The 19,737-nt window shown below is 68.5% G+C and carries 18 protein-coding genes; 11 read left to right on the forward strand and 7 right to left on the reverse strand.

Features of this window, described 5'->3' with window-relative positions; translation table 11 throughout:
- Nucleotides 1-32 precede the first annotated feature (32 nt).
- Nucleotides 33-1,841, forward strand: a complete 1,809-nt coding sequence (locus ACWEKS_RS19770; RefSeq protein ID WP_452341430.1) for an ABC-F family ATP-binding cassette domain-containing protein — start codon at nt 33-35, stop codon at nt 1,839-1,841.
- Between the two features lie 167 nt (nt 1,842-2,008).
- On the opposite strand, the gene ACWEKS_RS19775 is transcribed toward ACWEKS_RS19770, so the two are convergent.
- Together ACWEKS_RS19775 and ACWEKS_RS19780 are read right to left on the reverse strand one after the other, a co-directional pair.
- Entirely contained in the window at nt 2,009-2,896 is an 888-nt protein-coding gene (locus tag ACWEKS_RS19775; RefSeq protein WP_452341431.1) for an Abi-alpha family protein, read from the reverse strand.
- Nucleotides 2,887-4,209: a hypothetical protein gene (locus tag ACWEKS_RS19780; RefSeq protein ID WP_452341432.1), complete on the reverse strand. Its 1,323-nt coding sequence runs from the start codon at nt 4,207-4,209 to the stop codon at nt 2,887-2,889. The genes ACWEKS_RS19775 and ACWEKS_RS19780 overlap by 10 nt, the downstream gene beginning before the upstream one ends.
- A gap of 346 nt (nt 4,210-4,555) precedes the next feature.
- Between ACWEKS_RS19780 and ACWEKS_RS19785 the strand changes: the two genes are divergently transcribed.
- Nucleotides 4,556-5,437, forward strand: a complete 882-nt coding sequence (locus ACWEKS_RS19785; protein WP_452341433.1) for an Abi-alpha family protein — start codon at nt 4,556-4,558, stop codon at nt 5,435-5,437.
- An 83-nt stretch (nt 5,438-5,520) separates the two neighbouring features.
- Nucleotides 5,521-6,042: a nuclear transport factor 2 family protein gene (locus ACWEKS_RS19790; protein WP_452341434.1), complete on the forward strand. Its 522-nt coding sequence runs from the start codon at nt 5,521-5,523 to the stop codon at nt 6,040-6,042.
- Between the two features lie 63 nt (nt 6,043-6,105).
- Here the strand turns inward: ACWEKS_RS19790 and pth are convergent, their stop codons facing one another.
- Nucleotides 6,106-6,687 (reverse strand): aminoacyl-tRNA hydrolase, encoded by a 582-nt coding sequence (gene pth, locus ACWEKS_RS19795; protein WP_354836056.1) that lies wholly within the window; start codon nt 6,685-6,687, stop codon nt 6,106-6,108.
- Between the two features lie 25 nt (nt 6,688-6,712).
- Complete coding sequence (locus ACWEKS_RS19800; RefSeq protein WP_452341435.1) at nt 6,713-7,306, reverse strand: 50S ribosomal protein L25/general stress protein Ctc; 594 nt, start codon at nt 7,304-7,306, stop codon at nt 6,713-6,715.
- 426 nt (nt 7,307-7,732) lie between these two features.
- Between ACWEKS_RS19800 and ACWEKS_RS19805 the strand changes: the two genes are divergently transcribed.
- A complete protein-coding gene (locus ACWEKS_RS19805) occupies nt 7,733-7,975 on the forward strand; it encodes a hypothetical protein (RefSeq protein WP_452341436.1) in 243 nt (80 codons plus the stop codon).
- A gap of 178 nt (nt 7,976-8,153) precedes the next feature.
- Entirely contained in the window at nt 8,154-8,636 is a 483-nt protein-coding gene (locus ACWEKS_RS19810; RefSeq protein WP_452341437.1) for a hypothetical protein, read from the forward strand.
- 120 nt (nt 8,637-8,756) lie between these two features.
- Here the strand turns inward: ACWEKS_RS19810 and ACWEKS_RS19815 are convergent, their stop codons facing one another.
- Nucleotides 8,757-9,413 carry a lysophospholipid acyltransferase family protein gene (locus ACWEKS_RS19815; RefSeq protein ID WP_452341438.1) on the reverse strand — a complete coding sequence of 219 codons (657 nt, stop codon included), beginning with the start codon at nt 9,411-9,413 and terminating at the stop codon, nt 8,757-8,759.
- A 97-nt stretch (nt 9,414-9,510) separates the two neighbouring features.
- Here ACWEKS_RS19815 and ACWEKS_RS19820 point away from each other — a divergent pair, with 97 nt between their 5' ends.
- Nucleotides 9,511-10,080, forward strand: coding sequence for a TetR/AcrR family transcriptional regulator (locus ACWEKS_RS19820; protein ID WP_452341439.1), 570 nt, complete (start codon nt 9,511-9,513; stop codon nt 10,078-10,080).
- A 98-nt stretch (nt 10,081-10,178) separates the two neighbouring features.
- Nucleotides 10,179-11,798, forward strand: a complete 1,620-nt coding sequence (locus ACWEKS_RS19825; protein WP_452341440.1) for a peptide chain release factor 3 — start codon at nt 10,179-10,181, stop codon at nt 11,796-11,798.
- 29 nt (nt 11,799-11,827) lie between these two features.
- Here the strand turns inward: ACWEKS_RS19825 and ACWEKS_RS19830 are convergent, their stop codons facing one another.
- Together ACWEKS_RS19830 and ACWEKS_RS19835 are read right to left on the reverse strand one after the other, a co-directional pair.
- Nucleotides 11,828-13,474 carry a fatty acyl-AMP ligase gene (locus tag ACWEKS_RS19830; RefSeq protein WP_452341441.1) on the reverse strand — a complete coding sequence of 549 codons (1,647 nt, stop codon included), beginning with the start codon at nt 13,472-13,474 and terminating at the stop codon, nt 11,828-11,830.
- 87 nt (nt 13,475-13,561) lie between these two features.
- Nucleotides 13,562-14,749 carry an aminotransferase class V-fold PLP-dependent enzyme gene (locus ACWEKS_RS19835; protein WP_452341442.1) on the reverse strand — a complete coding sequence of 396 codons (1,188 nt, stop codon included), beginning with the start codon at nt 14,747-14,749 and terminating at the stop codon, nt 13,562-13,564.
- 286 nt (nt 14,750-15,035) lie between these two features.
- Between ACWEKS_RS19835 and egtA the strand changes: the two genes are divergently transcribed.
- The 4 genes from egtA to egtD are packed head-to-tail and all read left to right on the forward strand — an operon-like array spanning nt 15,036 to nt 19,715.
- Complete coding sequence (egtA, locus tag ACWEKS_RS19840; RefSeq protein WP_452341443.1) at nt 15,036-16,328, forward strand: ergothioneine biosynthesis glutamate--cysteine ligase EgtA; 1,293 nt, start codon at nt 15,036-15,038, stop codon at nt 16,326-16,328.
- The gene (egtB, locus tag ACWEKS_RS19845) at nt 16,325-17,668 is read left to right on the forward strand and encodes an ergothioneine biosynthesis protein EgtB (protein ID WP_452341444.1); all 1,344 of its coding nucleotides are present in this window, start codon (nt 16,325-16,327) and stop codon (nt 17,666-17,668) included. Before egtA ends, egtB begins: the two co-directional genes overlap by 4 nt.
- On the forward strand, nt 17,668-18,747 hold the full coding sequence (locus ACWEKS_RS19850; RefSeq protein ID WP_452341445.1) for an ergothioneine biosynthesis protein EgtC: 1,080 nt from the start codon (nt 17,668-17,670) through the stop codon (nt 18,745-18,747). The genes egtB and ACWEKS_RS19850 overlap by 1 nt, the downstream gene beginning before the upstream one ends.
- Nucleotides 18,744-19,715, forward strand: coding sequence for an L-histidine N(alpha)-methyltransferase (gene egtD / locus ACWEKS_RS19855; RefSeq protein WP_452341446.1), 972 nt, complete (start codon nt 18,744-18,746; stop codon nt 19,713-19,715). Before ACWEKS_RS19850 ends, egtD begins: the two co-directional genes overlap by 4 nt.
- The last annotated feature ends 22 nt before the right edge of the window (nt 19,716-19,737 follow it).

The raw sequence follows: 19,737 nt of genomic DNA on the forward strand, positions 1-19,737 counted from the left end.
CCCAGGGCAAGCATCGACGACACAGAGGATTCATGGCCAATCTGATCAACCTGGAAGCGGTCTCCAAGAGCTTCGGTATCAAGCCGCTGCTCGACAAAATCTCTCTCGGGGTTCAGGAGGGGGAGCGGATCGGTGTCGTCGGTCTCAACGGCGGTGGCAAGACCACGCTGCTGGAAGTGCTGACCGGAATCGAGGAGCCCGACTCGGGGCGCGTCAGCCGTCGCGGTGATCTGCGCATGGCCGTCGTCACCCAGCGCGGCATGCTGCCCGAGGGCGCGACCGTCGGCGAGGTCGTGCTCGCGGGCCTGGCCGAGGATCAGCGCACCGACGGTGTCGCCGAACACGAATGGGCCGCCAATCCGCGCATCCGGTCCGTGGTCGAGGGCATCGGCATCGCCGACCTCGGCATGGACACCCCCGTGGCCAACCTCTCCGGCGGCGAGCGCCGCCGCACCGCCCTGGCCGCCGCCCTGGTCCGCGACCTCGACCTGCTGGTCCTCGACGAGCCCACCAACCACCTCGATGTCGAGGGCGTGCAGTGGCTGGCCGAGCACCTGCTGAACCGCCGCAGCGCGCTGGTGGTCGTCACCCACGACCGCTGGTTCCTCGACACCGTCGCCACCCGCACCTGGGAGGTGCAGGGCGGCCGGGTCGAGACCTACGAGGGCGGCTACAACGACTGGATCTTCGCCCGTGCCGAACGTGTCCGCCAGGCCGACGCCAGCGAGGCCCGCCGCCAGAACCTGGCCCGCAAGGAACTCGCGTGGCTGCGCCGCGGCGCGCCCGCCCGGACCTCCAAGCCGCGCTACCGCATCGAGGCCGCCGAGGCCCTGATCGCGAATGTGCCGCCGCCGCGCGACACCGTCGAGCTGGCCTCCTTCGCGCGAAAGCGCCTGGGCCGCGTGGTGATCGAGCTCGAGGACGCCACCCTCGCCACCCCGGACGGCCGGGAACTGGTGACCGATCTGACCTGGCGGCTCGCCCCGGGCGAACGCGTCGGCCTGGTCGGCGTGAACGGGTCGGGCAAGACCACGCTGCTGCGCGCGCTCGCCGGCGACGCGGACCCGAAGTCCGGCAAGCGGATCCAGGGCCAGACCGTCAAGATCGGCTGGCTGCGTCAGGAACTCGACGACCTGCCGCTGAACATGCGCTTGCTGGAGGCGGTCCAGGACGTGGCGCAGCGCATGATGCTGGGTGACAAGGAGATCAGCGCCGGCCAGCTGGCCGAGCGGCTCGGCTTCACCCCGGCCAAGCAGCGCACCCCGGTCGGCGACCTGTCCGGTGGCGAACGCCGCCGCCTGCAGCTGACCCGCATCCTCATGGCCGAGCCCAATGTGCTGCTGCTCGACGAGCCCACCAACGACCTCGACATCGACACCCTCCAGCAGCTCGAGGACATGCTCGACGGCTGGGCGGGCACCCTGGTGGTGATCTCCCACGACCGCTACCTGATCGAGCGCATCTGCGACTCCACCTGGGCGCTGTTCGGCGACGGCAAGCTCACCAACCTGCCCGGCGGCATCGAGGAGTATCTGCGCAAGCGCGCCGGCCTCACCGCGGGCAAGACGGCCGCTCCGGTCAGGGCCGCGTCCCCGGCCGGCGCGAATTCCGCCGCCCCGGCGACGGATTCGGCCGCCTACCGCGCGGCCCGCAAGGAGCTGGCCAAGCTGGAACGCGCCCTGGAAAAACTCACCGACCGCGAGGACAAGCTGCACGCGGCCCTGGCCGAGGCGGCCACCGAGCCGGACAAGCTGGTCACGCTCGGCGCGGAACTCAAGCAGGTACAAGCGGAAAAGGAAGCCACAGAAGAGCGCTGGCTCGAGTTGGCCGACAATGGCTAGCCCGCCTCCCCGAGCCTTCAGCGGGCTGCGGTAGTCGTTATCCGCCACGCATCCGTGCCGGCGGTTGGGGGGGAAACCGATTTTGGACGTACCCGGTGAGTTACCCCAACCGTCACGAAATCAGTTGTCGCCCTGGCATACGCGTTGCGCGGGGCGCAACCGGAGCTTTACCCGTGCTGTTCGAGCACCTGCGGGTCCAGGGACGGGACTGGGAGGCAGGTGCGGGTGAATCCAGCGCCGAACGAGGTCAATTCGATCGTCCGGTACATCACCTTGGTGCCGAAGCTGGCTCGCTTGAGCAGCCGGCGTACCTCCGGCATGGCCTCGAGCAACTGGTAGCGGTTCGGATTGCCCAGTGCCTCGCGGGTGATGTCGATCAGGCCCAGCCGGTCCAGATTCGTCAGGTATTCATCGATCCGGTTCGGATACCGCAGCGCCGCATCCTCGCCCAGCAGGTTGAAAACGCCACGGTAGGCGGTTCGCCCGGTCTTCACCTCCACCGCGGGCTGCGGCCCGTCCAGGTACAGGTGCCGCACCACGCGCGCCTCGTCGGGCGCGAGCTCGCCCAGGATGCGGGCGTAGGCGGTGTGATGGTGGTTGTCGTCCTCGGTGTGGAAATCGGCGGAGCGGCGCAGCAATTCGGCGCCGCGGGCGCGCAGCACGCTGGCGGGACTGGACTCGGGGGCGATCTCGGCGGCCTCGGGCGCGGTCACGCCCAGCGCCTGCCGGACCGAATGCCGCACCTGCGCACCGGCATCGGAGAGGATCTCGCGCGGCGGCTGCCCGGCCATGCTGCCGCGCAGCACCACCGAGGTCACGCCCAGCGCGGTCTGCAGGCTCCAGAAGCTCGCCTCGACCGCGGCCGACATCGCCACTCGCACCACCCCGGTGGCGGCGCGCACCGGCCCGGCCGCGCCCCGGCGCTCGATCGTGTCGATCGGCACCGGCAGCGGCGCGGCCTGGCGAACAGCGATGTCGGTGCCGGTATCGGCGGGATCGTCCTCGCCCGAACCTGATTCGGCGCGCCCACCGGTGGACGGGTCGGTCATATCCATGAGGTGGCCACTCCTGTTCCGAAGATCAGGAGGTGAGCGTAACCGGCGAACAGGCCCAGCGCGCCGCCATGGACGAACAAAAGCCATTCGTCCTGTTTGATGGCCGAACGCAGCATGTCCACGAACTCCGGCGGGGGCAGCGCCGACATTTGTTTGGCGATGTACTCCTGTACCTGCTTGCCCTGCTGCACATTGAAGGCCGGGTCGGCGAAGGCGATCGGCGCGATGGTCATCGCCTCGGAGGTGAAGGTGTCCTGCAGCGAGTCGTACTCGCGGCTGCCCAGCGCGAACTTGACCACCGATCGGGCCGGTCCGAGCGCCCGGTCGGCCGCCGGCTTGAGGGTGTCCTGGAGCATCTGCATGGTGCGGTCGGCACGCGGACCGTTGAGCAGCTCGTCACCGATATTGGCGACCGTCATGATCTCGCTGGCCACCAGGGCCGCGTACCCCTCGGTGATCTCCGGCTGCCGCTTGATGAGCAGGCCCTGCTGCCACGGGCACCACCACTTCGGGTAGGCCGGTTCGAAGATCAGGTTGATGCCGATCCAGTTCACCACCCAGCCGATGATCACCCCGCCGACCGGCAGCACCACCAGCGACGACCAGCCGGTGAAGTGCAGGATGGCGACCAGCACCAGACCCATGGGCGCACCGAAGTAGAAGCCGAAGTTCTGCATGAATCGCAGTTCCTTGGCGCCCAGCACCTGGAACACGGAGTTCAGCATCTGCGGCCGCGCCTGGAAGTAGCGAATGGTCATCGACTTGACGTCCAGCAGCTGATCGATGTTCTTGCCGAGTTCATCGGTGAGTTCCCGGAGAATATCGGGCAACTGTTCGCGCACGCGGCTGTGCACCATCTCACGCAGACCGGTCGGCAGGTTGTACCAGAGCTGCGGGTGTTCGCGCTTCAGGATGTCCTCGACAATGTCGCGAATCTGAAGGTCCGCAATTTCAACAAAATGTTCAGCGAGCTTGTCGGGTTCCAGTTCCCGATAGAAATCCGCGACGCTGCCGAGTTTCGCCAGCCCTTTGTCCACCGCGATGCTGGCCATCTTGTCCGCCCGCGACGGCACGATCCCCTGCCAGCCGATCCGGCCGTCGTACTGCAGCAACGGCAGCACCTGAATGCGCTTGGGCAGCAATGGAAACAACGCCGCCAGCCCCGGCAGCCGGAATCCGTGGAACCGGATCGGCTTGAACAGCATGAGCACACCGGTCCAGTTGGTGATATAGCCGATCACACCCGTGAACAACGGGATGGTGATCAATTCCAAGAGGATGGTCGGACGCACCCCAAAAACACTTTCCAGCACGACACCCTCCTGCCGACCCGCAACGCACCGCCGTTGGCGTTGACAACCCCTCGGCGGTTCGGACCTTACTGGTTCTTTAGGAATCGAGTCCAGCGGGGAGTGTCTGAGTCGGAGATCTCAGTCACACTGGCCGGGCTCGATGTTCCTCTCTCTCGATAGGAACACGAGAATGGCACGGACCACATCCATATCGCGCGCTGTGCGGTCGTGTTGGGGGTCATGTGCGTCGTTCTGCGGCGGACGTGGACTGGGGTAACCTTCGTCTGGCTCGCGGGTTCAACGTGCCCGAAGGTCCGTCGGGGGCAATAATCTGTGGACGATTGTGTTCACCTGGCGATATTCGGAGATGGACGTGGCGGAAGACAGGATCCCGGGGCAGGACGTGGCCCGTCCGGGACCCCGTGCCGTGGAACGCAGTTCGGATGTGGAGAAGCGGCAGATCAGCAATGAGGCCCGGCTGATCCGCGGCGCCTTCCGGGCCGCCGGCCTGGCGGTCGGCACCGCGGTGCGGGGGACCGAGTGGGCGGTCGGCACCAGCTTCGAGATCACCAAACAGCTGACCCAGGCCGCGCTGGACGGCGAGTCGTCGGCCGATATCGCCGAGCGCACGGGGGCGGCGCTGCGGTCCATCGCGCGTAGCGCGCTCGGTGTCACCGAGGGTTCGGTGCGCGAGATCGTCAGTTACGTACCGACTCCCATGGGCGCGCCGCAGCAGGCCATCACCAACGGCCTGGTGCGCTCGGTCACCAACGAGGACCTGCGCCGGCGCGGCGACGCGCTGCTGGCCCGGTCTGCCGACGTCTATTTCACCGAGGACGTGCACCCGGCCTACGACCGGATCCTCGATCAGCTCGCCCCCGACGAGGCCCGGATTCTGCGCTTCATGGCGCTGCAGGGTCCGCAGCCGTCGGTGGACGTCCGTACCAACCGGCCGCTGGGCATCGGTTCCGAACTGGTCGCAGGGGACCTGACCTCGGTTCCGGAGCAGTCCGGCGTCCGCTACGCGGACCGGGCCCGGCACTACCTGATCAATCTGAACCGCCTCGGCCTCACCATGACCTCGGAAGATCCGGTCGTTTTGTCGCGATACATGGTGCTCGAGGTGCAGCCCGTCGTGGAGCAGGCGCTGAAGAAGGCCGGTCGCGTGCCCAAGATCGTGCGAAAGAGTCTGCGACTGACCGAGTTCGGCGAGGATTTCTGCAACACCTGCTTCAGCATCAACGGCTGAGTCGGTATCCGGCTGATAGCGATCTGGTACAAATCCGTGCCGATCCCTGAAGGTTTCCTACACCTGATGGGATGGTTGAAGGTATGGATTCCGATGCCGTCGCGGCGATCAGCCGGCTGAAGTTCCGTTACCTGCGCGCGCTCGACACGAAGGCGTGGGAGGAGTTCGCCGACACGATGATTCCGGAGGCCACCGCCACCTACAGCGAGTACCTCCAGTTCGAATCGCGCGACGCCTTCCTGGCCTTCATGCGCAACACCCTGGGCCCGCACGTCATCACCGAACACCGCTGCGACCACCCGGAAATCGACGTTCACGGCGACGAGGCGACCGGCACCTGGTACCTGGCCGACACCGTCCTCATCCCGGGGCACAACATGCTGCTCCGCGGCGCGGCGTTCTATACGGACCGCTACGTCCGCTGCGACGACGGGCAGTGGCGCATCGCGCACACCGGATACGAGCGCACCTATGAGGTGGTGCTGTCGCTGTCGGATCTGCCCAGCCTGCGCCTGACCTCGAGCCGCTGGGGGCTGATCGCCCGCGAACCCGCGGAATCGCCGCGCACCGAACCCAGCTCGGACGGGACGGCCACGATGGGCTGACGGCATCGGGTCGCTGCTCACCACAGCGAACGTGTCACTTCCCGGCGCCGAATGCGTTGTGCGTCAGTGCAGCTGGTTCTGCGCGGTTTCCAAGCCCACGCGCAGCAGCAGTTCGACCGCGTCGGCGGTCTGCTCGACGATCACCGGAACCTCTTTGCGTTCCGGCGCGGAGAAGGGCTTGAGGACGTAGTCCGCGGGATCCTGGCGGCCCGGCGGGCGGCCGATGCCGAAGCGGACGCGCAGATAGTCCTTGGTGGTGAGGGCCTGCGAGATGGAGCGCAGCCCATTGTGCCCGCCCTCGCCGCCACCGCGCTTGAGACGGATGGCGCCGAAGGGGAGGTCGAGCTCGTCGTGGACGACGATCACCTCGGTGGCGGGCACGGAGAAGAATTTGGCCAGCGCCGCGACGGGCCGCCCGGACAGGTTCATGTAGGTGCGCGGCTTGGCCAGCAGCACCTTGCGCCCGTCCAGGCGGGCCTCGAGCAGATCCGCGCCGGACTTCTTGTGCACGGTGAAACGGCCGCCGACGCGCTCCGCGAGCACATCGGCGACCAGGAAACCGACATTGTGCCGGGTGCGCTCGTATTCGGATCCGGGATTACCCAGACCGACCACCAGCGCGGGCCCGGCCGTTGCCTCGGTCATCGAGAACCGTTGTGGGAGTAGGGAGTTACTCCGCGGCTTCCTCGGAAGCGGCGGCCTCTTCCTCGGCGGCGGCGGCCGGGGCGGCGATGATGTTGACGATCAGGGCCTCGGCGTCACCGGCCAGGGTGACACCCTTCGGCAGCTCGATCTGGCCGGCGGTGATCTGGGTGCCGGCCTCGGCGCCCTCGATCGAGACCTCGATGGACTCGGGGATGTTCAGCGCCTCGGCCTCGATGGACAGGGTGGTGGCGTCCTGGGTGACCAGGGTGCCGGAGGCGGCATCGCCGACCAGGGCGACGAGCACGTCGGCGGTGACCTTCTCGCCGCGGCGCACGATCAGCAGGTCGGCGTGCTCGATGTAGCGGCGGATCGGGTGGACGACGACCGACTTGGTCAGCGCCAGCTGCTTCTTGCCGTTGATGTCGAGGTTCAGGACGGCGTTGGTGCCGTGCTCACGCAGGATGGCAGCGAACGCCTGGGCGTTCACCGACAGGTGCTGCGGCTCCTCGTTGTGGCCGTAGAGCACGGCCGGGACATTGCCGTCGCGGCGGGTACGGCGGGCAGCGCCCTTACCGAACTCGGTGCGTACGGTGGCTTCGAGAAGGTTGGCGTCGGACATGACTGTCTACTCCCTACGGCTCGTCCGGCTGTAATGTCAGCGTGTCGCCAGGCGACGGGGGCCGCCCTGGCTGAGGTTGGTCTGCTCGTCGGCGAAGACCAACATGGACGGCCGTATAGGCCGAGCCGCGTCGATCACGGTGGGCAATTGGGTGCCGCACCCTCGCCGAGACAACCTGACGACTCTAACACGCGGCCGGAACGGCTCTGCGCCACCCCCTCGATGGCCGGGTGCGGGGCGTGCGTTCCCAGGAATTGCACAGGAATATTTCCACTCTTGTTTCCCGCAATCTGACACACTACCATTTCGCATCACTCCGCCTCGCGGGGAATGCTTTGCGCCGTAGGGAAATGCGCCCCCATTTCCGGTGCCGGGCAATTCGAACGACACGCTGAGTAGCGTGTCTTCCGAGTAAGGATCAGTTTGATGAAGAACATCCGCCGGTTCGGTCTGAGTGCCGTGGGCATCGCCGCCGTCTCCGCCACCGTCGCCCTCACCGCCCCGGTCGCCGCGGCCGATTCGAATGCCAACTGCCCCCCGTCCACCCCGGGCGGAACCAGCACCGGCAGCAGCTCGGCCACCCTGGGCCCGCTCGTCAACAACATTCTGAGCAGCCTGGGCGCCCACGGCACTTCGACGGCCAGCGGCACCGCTACCTCGGTCGGCTGACGAAAACCGGACTGAACCGGCGGTCGGTTATCTGTTTGCCTCGCTGTCGTGACCGGTTCGGGTGGTCGTCATCGCTTTCCGCGGTAATACCGGTTCCGGTAGCGGAGACGCCACTCCGGTGCTAGGCAATTTGATCGGCACGCTGAGTAGCTTGTCTTCGAAGTAAGGAAACAGATACATGAAGAACATCCGCCGGTTCGGTCTGAGTGCCGCGGGCATCGCCGCCGTCTCCGCCACCGTCGCCCTCGCCGCCCCGTTCGCCGCCGCGGACACCTCCAGCAACGGTATGACCGTGGTCGGCAGCAACTTCCAGACCGGCACGGCGTACACCATCAACATCATCACCGGCGTTCCCGGCGTCACCGCCAACGTGTACGACACCAACGCCTCCAACACCACGGTGTCGGTCGGCTCGGCGACCTCCTCGGGCTCCACCCAGGCGTCCGTGCAGTGGACCCCGGCCACCTCGGGCTCGCATCACCTGTGGGTGGTACTGAGCGGCGGCTCCCAGTCGGTGCCGACCTCCGGCCCGGTGGATGTCACCGTCTCCGACCCCTCGACGACCACCACCACCACGACGGGAACTGGTAGCGCGGGCTCGCTGATCCCGCTGATCAGCAACCTCCTGAGCAGCCTCGGCGCCTCCTCCCCGGTGAGCTGACGTTCTGGCTGGCGGCCGGTTGCCCGGAACCCGCGCGGGGGTCCGAGCAACCGGCCGTTCTGTTTTCCCGGGCCGTCTCGATATCCGCGGCCCTATCGATTACGCGGCGTCGGCGACCTGCTACGCGGCCTTGAACGTGGCCGCGTAGCAATCGACGTACGGGCGGCCGGAGCGGCGCACGATATCCGCCATCAGCTCGTCGGTGGCCCGGCGCACGGCCGGCGGATCGGCGGGCGGGATATAGCGCGGGTGGCCGAAGGAGATGCCTACCTTGGCCGGGCGCAGCAAACGCCGATTGCGCGGATTGACCCGATCGGTGCCGGACAGTACGACCGGTATGACGGGAGCGCCGGTCTCCATGGCGACGCGGACCGCGCCGGTGCGTCCCCGGTAGACGCGGCCATCGGGTGAGCGGGTCCCTTCCGGGTGAATGCCCCAGATACCGCCCGACCTGAGAATGCGGACCGCGGCGGCCAGTGAATCCGATCCCGCGGTGCCGCCGCTGCGATCCACCGGCACCTGGCCGGTGGCATTCATGACGAAGCGTTTGATGCGGCCGCGGAAGCCGCTCCCGGTGAAGTACTCCTGCTTGGCGATGAAGGTGACCCTGCGGCGCAGTACCAGGCACAGGTAGAACGAGTCCACCACGGCCAGATGGTTCGCCGCGATGATCACCGGTCCGTCCTTCGGGACATGGTGCAGCCCTTCGATCTTCGGTCGCCCGAGGAGTCGCAGCACCGGCCCCACCAATACCTGCTTCAGTAGCCAGTACCACATGGAATGCCTCCCGAATCGCGGCCGTAGACAATGTCTACTCACTGTTCCTACCGGACCGGAGTAGACACTGTCTACCCCTATCGGGAGAATGTGACGCATGACTTCGCTGGAGCCGCTGCGGGAACGCCTGGTGACCGCGGGTGTCGCCTTGCTCGAGGAGGTCGGCTCCGCCGAGCTCGGCCTCCGTGCCATCGCCCGTGAGGCGGGGGTCTCGCACGGCGCCCCCCGGCGGTATTTCCCCACCCACAGTGCCCTGCTGGCCGCCATCGCCGCGCGTGGCTACGCCGACCTGCGGACCGAAATCGATGCGGTGCAGGGTGATACGGCGCCGGCGCGGGTGCGGCGCACCTGCCTGGCCTACATCGGTTTCGCGGCCGCGCGGCCGGAGATGTTCACCCTCATGTTCCGCCACGACCTGCTGGAGGGCGCGGGCGAGAACCTGCGGGCGAACACGACCCTGCCCATGTTCGCGAGCTGGCGGGCACTGGTCGCCGAGTGCGTGCGCGACGGCGCGGACGAGCGGGCCCTGAGCCTGTGGACCCAGCTGCACGGCATCGCGGTGGTGGTCGCGAATCGCAGTATCGAGGCGATCGCGCCGGGGGCCGATATCGATGCGCTGGTCGCGCAGGCTGTCGCCCGGCACCTCGCAGGGCAAACCGGCGAATAGCGCGCCGGACCCGGACGGCGCTGGACCGGCCGGTCGGGCAGAGGGGCCGGTCACGTACCCTGGGGCGGTTGCCTCGTCTGCACAAAAAGGAGTCCCCCGTGAGTTCCCCGACTGCCCCCTCAGCTACCGCCGGTCGGCTGGCCGACGAGGCGGCGCGGCGGCGCACCTTCGCGGTGATCTCCCACCCTGACGCGGGTAAGTCGACGCTCACCGAGGCGCTGGCGCTGCACGCCAAGATGATCTCCGAGGCGGGCGCGATCCACGGCAAGGCCGGCCGCCGGTCCACCGTCTCCGACTGGATGGAGATGGAGAAGGCGCGCGGTATCTCCGTCAGCTCAACGGCCCTGCAGTTCGAGTACGGCGACTGCGTCATCAACCTGGTGGACACCCCCGGCCACTCCGACTTCTCGGAGGACACCTACCGCGTGCTCACCGCGGTGGACGCGGCGGTCATGCTCATCGATGCCGCCAAGGGCCTGGAACCGCAGACGCTCAAGCTCTTTCAGGTCGCGCGCGATCGCGGCATCCCGGTCATCACCGTCATCAACAAGTGGGACCGCCCGGGCCAGGCGCCGCTGGAACTGCTGGACGAGATCGTCGAGCGCATCGGTCTGACCCCCACCCCGCTGTTCCTCCCGGTCGGCATCGCCGGCGACTTCCGCGGCCTGCTGCGCCGCGGCGAGGAGGGCACGCCCACCGAGTACATCCACTTCACCCGCACCGCGGGCGGCGCGACCATCGCCCCCGAGGAGCACTTCACGCCCGAGCAGGCCGCCGCGCGCGAGGGCGATGTGTGGACCACGGCCGCCGAGGAGAGCGAACTGCTCTCGGCCGCGGGGCAGGACCACGATCAGGAACTGTTCCTGGCCGGGCACACCTCGCCGGTCATCTATGCCTCCGCCATGCTGAATTTCGGTGTGCGCCAGCTGCTCGACACCCTGGTCGAGCTCGCGCCGCCGCCGCGCGGCCGCAAGGACATCAAGGGCAATCCGCGCGATACCACCGCGCCGTTCAGCGCTGTCATCTTCAAGGTGCAGGCGGGCATGGACACCGCGCACCGCGACCGGCTGGCGTTCATGCGCATCGTCTCCGGTGAGTTCGAGCGCGGCATGGTGGTGACCCACGCGCAGACCGGGCGGCCCTTCGCCACCAAGTACGCGCTGACGGTGTTCGGCCGCGAACGCACCACCGTCGACACTGCCTACCCGGGTGACGTGGTCGGTCTGGTCAACGCCACCGCGCTGGCTCCCGGGCACACCCTGTTCGTGGACAAGAAGGTCGAGTTCCCGCCGATCCCGTCCTTCGCGCCGGAGCACTTCGCGACGCTGCGGGCCCAGACCGCGGGCAAATACAAGCAGTTCCGCAAGGCCATCGACCAGCTCGACTCCGAGGGCGTGGTGCAGGTGCTGCGCAATGACGCGCGCGGTGACCAGTCGCCGGTGCTGGCCGCGGTCGGTCCCATGCAGTTCGAAGTCGTCACGGCCCGAATGCAATCCGAGTTCAATGTCGAGACCCAGCTCGATCACCTGCCGTACCAGCTGGCCCGGCGCACCGACGCGGAATCGGCGGAGGAACTGAACCGTCAGCGCGGTGTCGAGGTCTTCACCCGCACCGACGGCGCGCTGCTCGCGCTGTTCAGCGACAAGTGGCGGTTGCAGTACATCACCAAGGAGATGCCGAAGCTGACCCTCGAACTGCTGGTCGCCGGGACGGAATAGCCGGTGCCGCGACCCACCCCCGGACCGGCTCAGCCGAGGTGGGTGGCGGTGGCCGAGCGCCGGAGCTTGCCGGAGGAGGTCTTGGGCAGCGCGCCCGGGCCGAGAACGGTCACGCTGCGGGGCCGGACCCCGACCTCGGAGAAGACCGCGTGCACGATGTCGTGCTCGATGCGGTGGACCTCCTCGGGATTCTGGTGATCGTTGGATTCGACCACGACGGCGAAGCTTTCGCGTTTCTGCCCGGCGTCGAGGCGCACGGCCACCGCATTGCCGGGGCGAACCCCCGTGACGCGCAGGGCCGCTCGCTCGACGTCGGTGGGGAAGATATTGCGGCCCGCCATGATGATGACGTCCTTGATGCGGCCGCACACCACCACCAGCCCGTCGTCGGTGAAGTAGCCGAGGTCGCCGGTGTCGAGCCAGCCCTGCGGGTCCTGCGCGGCGCGGAAGCCGTCCACCGTCAGGTAGCCGGATGTGACTGCGGGGCCGCGTAATTCGATGATGCCGACGCTGCGCACCGGGAGGGGCCGGCGCTCGGCGTCCACGATCCGGCCCTCGAGGTTGTCGACCAGGTAGCCGAGGGTCGGCAGGCGGCGCACGCCGCCGTGATGGTGTTCCGGATCGCGGATGGGGACGGCTTTGCCGAGGGCTTCCAGCAGGTCGGCGTCGACGACGTCGAGGACCTGGCCGAGGCCCGGATCGGGGATGGAGACCGCGAGGGTGGTCTCGGCCATGCCGTAGACGGGGGTGAGGGCCATGGGGTTGAGGCCGAAGCGTTTTCCGGCCTCGGCGAGGGCGTCCATGGTGTCGGCCTCGACGGGTTCCGCGCCGTTCCACATGTAGCGGACGCTGCTCAGATCGACCGATCCGTCGGCCGCGTTGCGTAGTCGGCGGGCCAGCAGCGAATACGCGAAATTCGGTGCGGCGGTGACTGTTCCGCGATACTTCGAGATCAACTCGGCCCACAGGATGGGGCGGGTCAGGAAGTCCAGCGGGGTCACGCACACCACTTCGGCGCCGAATTGCATGGGCACGCTGAGGAATCCGACCATGCCCATGTCGTGGAAGAGCGGCAGCCAGCTGATCATCACGTCGTCGTCGAGCTGGAATTTCACCCGATCGAACATGGCGTGGGCGTTGACGAAGAAGTTGCCGTGCGTGATCTGCACCGCCTTGGGCGACCCGGTGGATCCGGATGTCAACTGCTGCAGGGCGATATCGTCCTCGCCGGTCGGCACCGGCTCGATCGGCTCACCCGTGCGCATGGCCGCGATGGTCACCACCGCGATACCGCGTTCGCGCAGTAGCGGTTCCGCGATCTCGAACGGCGCGCCCAGAATGACGACCCGCGCCTGGATCATGCCCAGCACGGTCTCGGTGTCGTGCGCCCACACCTGCAGATCGGTGCGCGGGGTCGGCTGGTGCAGCATGGTGATCGAGGCGCCGCGCATCCACACCGCCTGGCAGGCGGGCGCGATGTCCACCGGCATGCCGGCCAGCACGCCCACCGCGTCGCCCGGCCCGATCCCGGCGGCGGCCAGGCCGCCGGCCATCCGGCGGGCGATGTCATGGATCCGGCCCCAGTCGTGCCGTACCGGCGCATCCGGTTCACCGGTCACCAGCCCTCTCCGGGAAACGCGGGCGGTGGCATACATTTCGTCGGTGAATCGGCTCACGATCGACTCCTCAAACGCCGAACCAGCACCTCAAATAATCCCGCGCCCGGTGCGGGCTGTGAACCGTTTCGGAGTTTTGGGCGGCGGTCAGACGAAGGTCCTGACCGCCCCGACGAAGCGATCCAGGTCCTGATAGTCGACGAAGCAGTGCGGGGAGGCACGGACCACCGAGTTCAGTTCTCTGGCGGTCATATCGAGCAGTGTGGAGCCGCGGTGGCTGACCGTCACCGTGATGGCCTCGGCGGCCAGCCGATCGCGCACCTGGACCGGTTCCAGGCCGTCGACGGTGAAGGACACGATGCCCGCGTGCTGGATGCCCCGGTCGCGCACCTCGACGCCGGGAATCTCCTGCAGGGCCTTGCGCAGGTACTCGGCGCGTTCGGCGATCGCCGCGTACACCTGCGCCGGACCCAGGTCGAGCAGGTAGCGCACGGCCGCGCCCAGCGCGAGGCGGCTCGCGACCGAGCATTCCCAGAATTCGAAGCGACCGGCGTCCGGGGAGAGCACGTAGTCGTCGGGGGCGATCCACTCGGCGCTGTGCAGGTCGAGCCGGCCGGGCTCGAGACTCAGCGCCAGGTCGGGCCGCACATACAGAAATCCGGTGCCACGCGGGCCGCGCAGCCACTTGCGGCCGGTGGCGGACAGCGCGTCCACGTCGAGTTCGGCGATATCGAGCGGCAGCTGACCGGCCGACTGGCACGCGTCCAGCAGCGCCAGCGCACCCACCCGGTGCGCGATGCGGGCGGCCTCGGCGACCGGGTTCACCAGGCCGCCATTGGTCGGAACATGCACCAGCGACACCAATTTCACGCGCTCGTCGATCATGGCGTCCAGAGCGTCGAGGTCGAGCTGGCCGCTGCCGTCGCTGGGAATGGCCTCCACGACCGCGCCGGTCTGCCGGGCGCGCTGCAGGGCCGCGATGGCATTGCTGCCGTAGTCCACGCCGGAGATCAGGATCCGGTCGCCGGGGCTCAGCGGGACCGAGTAGAAGAAGTCGCTCCAGGAGCGGCTCGCGCTGTCGCTGAGGGCCAGCGCGGCCGGGTCGGCATTGATCAGTTCGGCAATGGCCGTCTTGACGCCGTGCAGGTCGTCGATGCGCTCGTTGGCGGCGCGGTAGCCGCCGATCTCGGCTTCGCGCCGCAGGTGGTCGATGGCGGTGTCGACGACGATCCGCGGGGGGAGTGAGGACCCGGCGCTGTCGAGAAAGACCTGATTCCGGCACCCCGGCGTGTCGGCGCGCAGACGGGCGATGTCCAGTGTGGCGTTGTCTCTCACAGGTTCGACCCTATCGACCGCGTCAGCGGGCCGTGGTGAGCCGAGGCCCCGGATCCATGCCCGCCATCCGCTGGAACGGGCCGCGGATGCCCATCGTGAGCTGGAGGAACGCCGCAAGGCCGGGGCCATCGTGCGCTCGGTGCGGCCCTGATAGCAGGATCCGGGAATCGGTTGTTCCTCTGCAGGCGTTCTCCATTTCGTCAGATTTCTTGTCACCGTCGCTCGCTACTCTTGTTTGGGTCGCCGTGCGATCCCCAGCGGCGACCGCATCAGACGGAGGTTGGCAATGGCTGTCACAGCGTCACCGACCGATGTGCTGCACAGTGGCCTGGCCGAATCGGAGCCGGGCGGCGAATTCACGTCACGCGCCGCCGCCGAGGCTTATGTCGGAAAAGTCTGTTTCAAACAGGGCCCACCGCTGCTCATCGGCGCCGAACTGGAGTGGCTCACCGCGCAAGGTGAACTTTCGGCGACCAATTCGCGTCCGGACCCGAGGGTCCTCGCGGACGCTCTCGGACCGTATGCGCCACGGTCCATTTCCCCCGATTCCCCGGCCGTTCCGTTGCCGGGAGGCAGCCGGGTCACCCTCGAACCCGGCGGTCAGATCGAACTGTCCAGTGCCCCGTTCGGCTCCGCAGCCGAACTGTGCGAGCGCTTGCGGGCAGACTCGATACGCTTGCGGGAGCTGCTCGAATCCCGCGAAATCCGAACTATTTCCGCTGCCGCCGATGCCACTCGGCGGCCGCTTCGTGTGCTGCAGCTGCCGCGCTACCGGGCCATGGAGCGGTCCTTCGCCGGCATCGGCCCGTTCGGTGCGCTCATGATGTGCAATACCGCCGCCACCCAGGTGAGCGTCGACGCGGGCGCGAATCCCGCCGAGATCGCCGCCCGCTGGCAGGTCCTGTACGCCGTAGGTCCTGCCCTGCTGGCCGCTTTCGCCTGCTCACCGGGGCTGCACACCGCCCCGCCCGGCGACTGGGCCTCGCAGCGCATGCGGGCCTGGCAGCGGCTCGATCAGCTCCGCACCCGGCCGCCCGTGCACGACTGGGCCGACCCGATCACCGGGTACGCGCGCTGGGCGCTGGACGTGCCGCTGCTGTGCGTGCGGTCGCTGGACCCGCAGGCCGGTGACTGGTCGGCCCCGCCGGGGGCCACGTTCGCCGACTGGCTGTGCGGGGCGCTGGACGAGGAGATCGGCCGTCGCCCGGACCGGGCGGATCTGGACTATCACCTCACCACCCTGTTCCCGCCGGTCCGCGCGGCCGGGCACCTCGAGGTCCGCTACCTCGACACACAGCCGGGCGATGGGTGGTCGGTGCCGGTACATGCCATCGACGCGCTGCTGTCCGATCCCGGAACCATCACGGAGGCAACGGCTCTGGCCGCCTCCACCGCGGATCTCTGGTCCGAATCCGCCCGCCGCGGGCTGGCCGACGCGGAGCTGCGGGCAGCCGCGGTCGCCCTGCTCGACCTGGCCACCGCGCGTGCCGCCACTCCCGAGGCGGCCAAGGAATTGGCTGCCGCCGCCGACCGATGTCGCAGCGGCCGCACCCCGACAGAATCGGAAGTTCTCTCATGACTGTTCAGCATCTGCCGGGATCGGATCGGGCGGCGACCGAGGCGTTGCGCGGACGGATCGCGGACGCGCTCGAGCGGGCGCGCCGGCGGACCATCGGACTGACCGAGTGCGTCGACGAGGCCGAACTGGTCGCGCAGCACTCGCAGCTGATGAGCCCGCTGGTCTGGGATCTCGCGCACATCGGCAACCAGGAGGAACTCTGGCTGGTGCGCGATGTGGGCGGACGGGAACCCGTGCGGCAGGACATCGATCACCTCTACGACGCCTTCCGGCACGCGCGGGCGGACCGGCCCGCGCTGCCGCTGCTGGATCCGGCGCAGGCCCGCGACTATGTCGGCACCGTGCGGGACAAGGTGTGGGATGTGCTGGACCGCAGCCCCTTACGCGGCAATGACCTGGTCCACGACGGCTTCGCCTTCGGCATGATCGCCCAGCACGAGCAGCAGCACGACGAGACCATGCTCGCCACCCACCAACTGCGGACCGGTGAAGCTGTGCTGTCCGCCCCGCCCACCCCCGCCGCGCGGGTGGCGGTCACCGGTGAAGTCGTCGTTCCCGCAGGCGAATTCATCATGGGCACCGACTCCGATCCCTGGGCCCTGGACAACGAGCGGCCCGCGCACCCGGTGCACGTCGACGCCTTCGCCATCGACGCCGCGCCCATCACCAACGAGCAGTATCTGGCCTTCGTCGACGACGGCGGCTACGAGCGGCCCGAGTTGTGGTCCGAGCGGGGCTGGGCGCACCGCGTGCAGGCCGGGCTGACCGCGCCCCAGTTCTGGGAGCAGGACGCCGGAGGGCGTTGGTGGCGTAGGGTTTTCGGCACCATGCAGCCGCTGCGCGCCCACCAGCCGGTGGTGCACGTCTGCTGGTTCGAGGCCGAGGCCTACGCGAACTGGGCGGGCAAGCGCCTGCCCACCGAGGCGGAATGGGAGAAGTCCGCCCGCTTCGATCCGGCCACCGGCCGCTCTCGCCGATACCCTTGGGGCGATATCGATCCCAGCGATGCCCTGGCGAATCTCGGCCAGCACCACCTGGAACCGGCCGATGTCGGTGCCTACCCCGCAGGCGCGTCCCCGGCCGGTGTCCATCAGCTGATCGGCGACGTCTGGGAGTGGACCGCTTCGGGTTTCGAGGCCTACCCGGGCTTCCGCGCCTTCCCGTACCGGGAATACTCCGAGGTCTTCTTCGGCGGCGACTACCGCGTCCTGCGCGGTGGTTCCTTCGGTGCCGACCAGGTCGCCTCCCGTGGCACCTTCCGCAACTGGGATCACCCGATCCGCCGCCAGATCTTCGCCGGCCTCCGCCTCGCCCGGGACCTGAGATCGGACGAGCGCTGATGTGCCGTCACCTCGCCTACCTGGGACCACCCACCCCGGTAGGGGTGCTCCTGACCCGGGGCCCGAATTCCCTGCGCACCCAATCCTGGGCTCCGCGCGACATGCGCGGCGGGGGCACCATCAACGCCGACGGTTTCGGCGTCGCCTGGTGGCACCACCCCGATGCCGCCGCTCCCGACCACGGACCCGGCGTCATCTGGCACGGCGGCACGGCCGCGGATATCCGGGCTGCAGCGGAATCCGTCGGCGCTCAGGCGGATCAGGCCGGATCCGATGCCGCGGGGGCGGATCCGGTGGTCAGCCGGTATCGCAATGCGGCACCGATCTGGACCGATCCGGCGGTCGACGAGGTGTTGCCGCAGATCCGGTCCGGAGCAGTCCTGGCCGCGATCCGTTCCGCCACAGTGGGAATGCCCGTGGAGCGAGCGGCCTGCGCCCCGTTCACCCACGGCCGCTGGGCTTTCAGCCACAACGGCGCGATCCCCGACTGGCGGCGGGCGCTGAGTGCGGTTGCCGCCGAATTCGATTCGCCACCGCTGTTGGAGGCAGAGTCCCTGACCGACTCCGCCGCCCTGTGGGTGATCCTGCGCGGACTGCTCGACGGTGGTGGCGACACCACTGCGGGCGTCGAGCATTCGGGCATCGGCGAATCGCGCAGTTTCGGCGCGACGGTGACGACCCGGTCGGCGATCAGTGTCACCTCGGCTTCCAGTGCGGCGCCGGAGGTTCGGACCTGGGGGTCGGCCACGACCTCGGACGGCTCGGCCGGCGCGGCGTTCCATGGTGCGCGGGCGAGAGATCCGGGGGAGGTACTGCGGCTGGTGATGACGGCGGTGCTGGCGCGGTCGCCCCGCGCGCGGTTGAACTTGCTGATGGGGGATGGGGCGGGAATTTGGGGGACGACGTGGCATCACTCTTTGTCGGTGTTGGAGACCGACGGGTTCGTGTTGGTGGCCTCGGAACCGTTCGATGACGATCCGCGGTGGCGGCCGATTGCCGATCGGCAGCTGCTGAGCGTGCGGGACGGGCGGGTGTCGGTGGAACCACTGGATATCGAGATCGGAAAGGCTGGCTCATGACTGCGGCTACGCTGGAAATTCATCTGACCGACGAGGATTTGACGACCGCGCTGCGTGCGGACGTGCGACAGGGGCTGACCGCGGAACCGAAGTGGTTGCCGCCCAAGTGGTTCTACGACGCGCGCGGCAGCGAGCTGTTCGAGAAGATCACCGAGCTGCCCGAGTACTACCCGACCCGCACCGAGCGGGCCCTGCTGGAACGGGTGGTCGGCGAGATCGCGCGGACCGCGCAGGCCGAGGTGCTGGTCGAGCTCGGCGCGGGCTCGGCTGCCAAGACCCGGCTGTTGCTCAACGCGCTGAAGGCCGAGGGGCCGCTGAAGAGCTATGTGCCGCAGGATGTCTCGGTCGCGGCGCTGCGGATGGCGGCGGACGAGGTGGCCGCGGAGTTCCCCGGCCTGGGCGTGCACGGCGTGGTCAGCGATTTCACCGCCACCCTCGACAACCTGCCCGGCGGCGGCCGCCGCATGGTCGCCTTCCTGGGCGGCACCATCGGCAATCTGATCCCCGCCGAGCGCGCCGAATTCCTCGGCGGCATCCGGGATGTCCTGGAACCGGGCGAGCAGCTGCTGCTCGGCGCGGGCCTGGTCATCGACCCGGCGGTCCTGGTCCCCGCCTACGACGATGCCGCGGGTGTCACCGCGGAATTCAATCGCAATGTGCTGCATGTCCTGAACACCCGGCTGGGCGCGAACTTCGACCCGGAGAAGTTCAGGCACGTCGCGATCTGGGACGCCGAGCGGGAGTGGATCGAAATGCGCCTCGAGGCCACCGAGGCCATGGCCGTCCACATCCCGGAGCTCGACCTGACCGTCGATTTCGCGGCGGGCGAGCAGCTGCGGACCGAGATCTCCGCCAAGTTCCGCCGCGAGGTCCTCGAAAGCGAGCTGGAAACAGCCGGTTTCACCACCGAGCGGGTGTGGACCGATCCCGCCGAGCGGTTCGCCCTGGTGCTCGCCGAGCGCAGGTAGGCACAGTGCGCGCGGAGCGCGG

This window comes from Nocardia sp. NPDC004711 (assembly GCF_053601595.1).

Bases quoted from the DNA above. Each gene is read 5' to 3' on its own strand.
- egtA (WP_452341443.1), top strand. From the start codon at position 15,036: ATGGCTGTCACAGCGTCACCGACCGATGTGCTGCACAGTGGCCTGGCC.
- ACWEKS_RS19815 (WP_452341438.1), bottom strand. From the start codon at position 9,413: ATGTGGTACTGGCTACTGAAGCAGGTATTGGTGGGGCCGGTGCTGCGA.
- ACWEKS_RS19785 (WP_452341433.1), top strand. From the start codon at position 4,556: ATGGACGTGGCGGAAGACAGGATCCCGGGGCAGGACGTGGCCCGTCCG.
- ACWEKS_RS19770 (WP_452341430.1), top strand. From the start codon at position 33: ATGGCCAATCTGATCAACCTGGAAGCGGTCTCCAAGAGCTTCGGTATC.
- egtD (WP_452341446.1), top strand. From the start codon at position 18,744: ATGACTGCGGCTACGCTGGAAATTCATCTGACCGACGAGGATTTGACG.
- pth (WP_354836056.1), bottom strand. From the start codon at position 6,687: ATGACCGAGGCAACGGCCGGGCCCGCGCTGGTGGTCGGTCTGGGTAAT.
- egtB (WP_452341444.1), top strand. From the start codon at position 16,325: ATGACTGTTCAGCATCTGCCGGGATCGGATCGGGCGGCGACCGAGGCG.
- ACWEKS_RS19810 (WP_452341437.1), top strand. From the start codon at position 8,154: ATGAAGAACATCCGCCGGTTCGGTCTGAGTGCCGCGGGCATCGCCGCC.
- ACWEKS_RS19805 (WP_452341436.1), top strand. From the start codon at position 7,733: ATGAAGAACATCCGCCGGTTCGGTCTGAGTGCCGTGGGCATCGCCGCC.
- ACWEKS_RS19800 (WP_452341435.1), bottom strand. From the start codon at position 7,306: ATGTCCGACGCCAACCTTCTCGAAGCCACCGTACGCACCGAGTTCGGT.
- ACWEKS_RS19850 (WP_452341445.1), top strand. From the start codon at position 17,668: ATGTGCCGTCACCTCGCCTACCTGGGACCACCCACCCCGGTAGGGGTG.
- ACWEKS_RS19790 (WP_452341434.1), top strand. From the start codon at position 5,521: ATGGATTCCGATGCCGTCGCGGCGATCAGCCGGCTGAAGTTCCGTTAC.
- ACWEKS_RS19820 (WP_452341439.1), top strand. From the start codon at position 9,511: ATGACTTCGCTGGAGCCGCTGCGGGAACGCCTGGTGACCGCGGGTGTC.
- ACWEKS_RS19775 (WP_452341431.1), bottom strand. From the start codon at position 2,896: ATGGATATGACCGACCCGTCCACCGGTGGGCGCGCCGAATCAGGTTCG.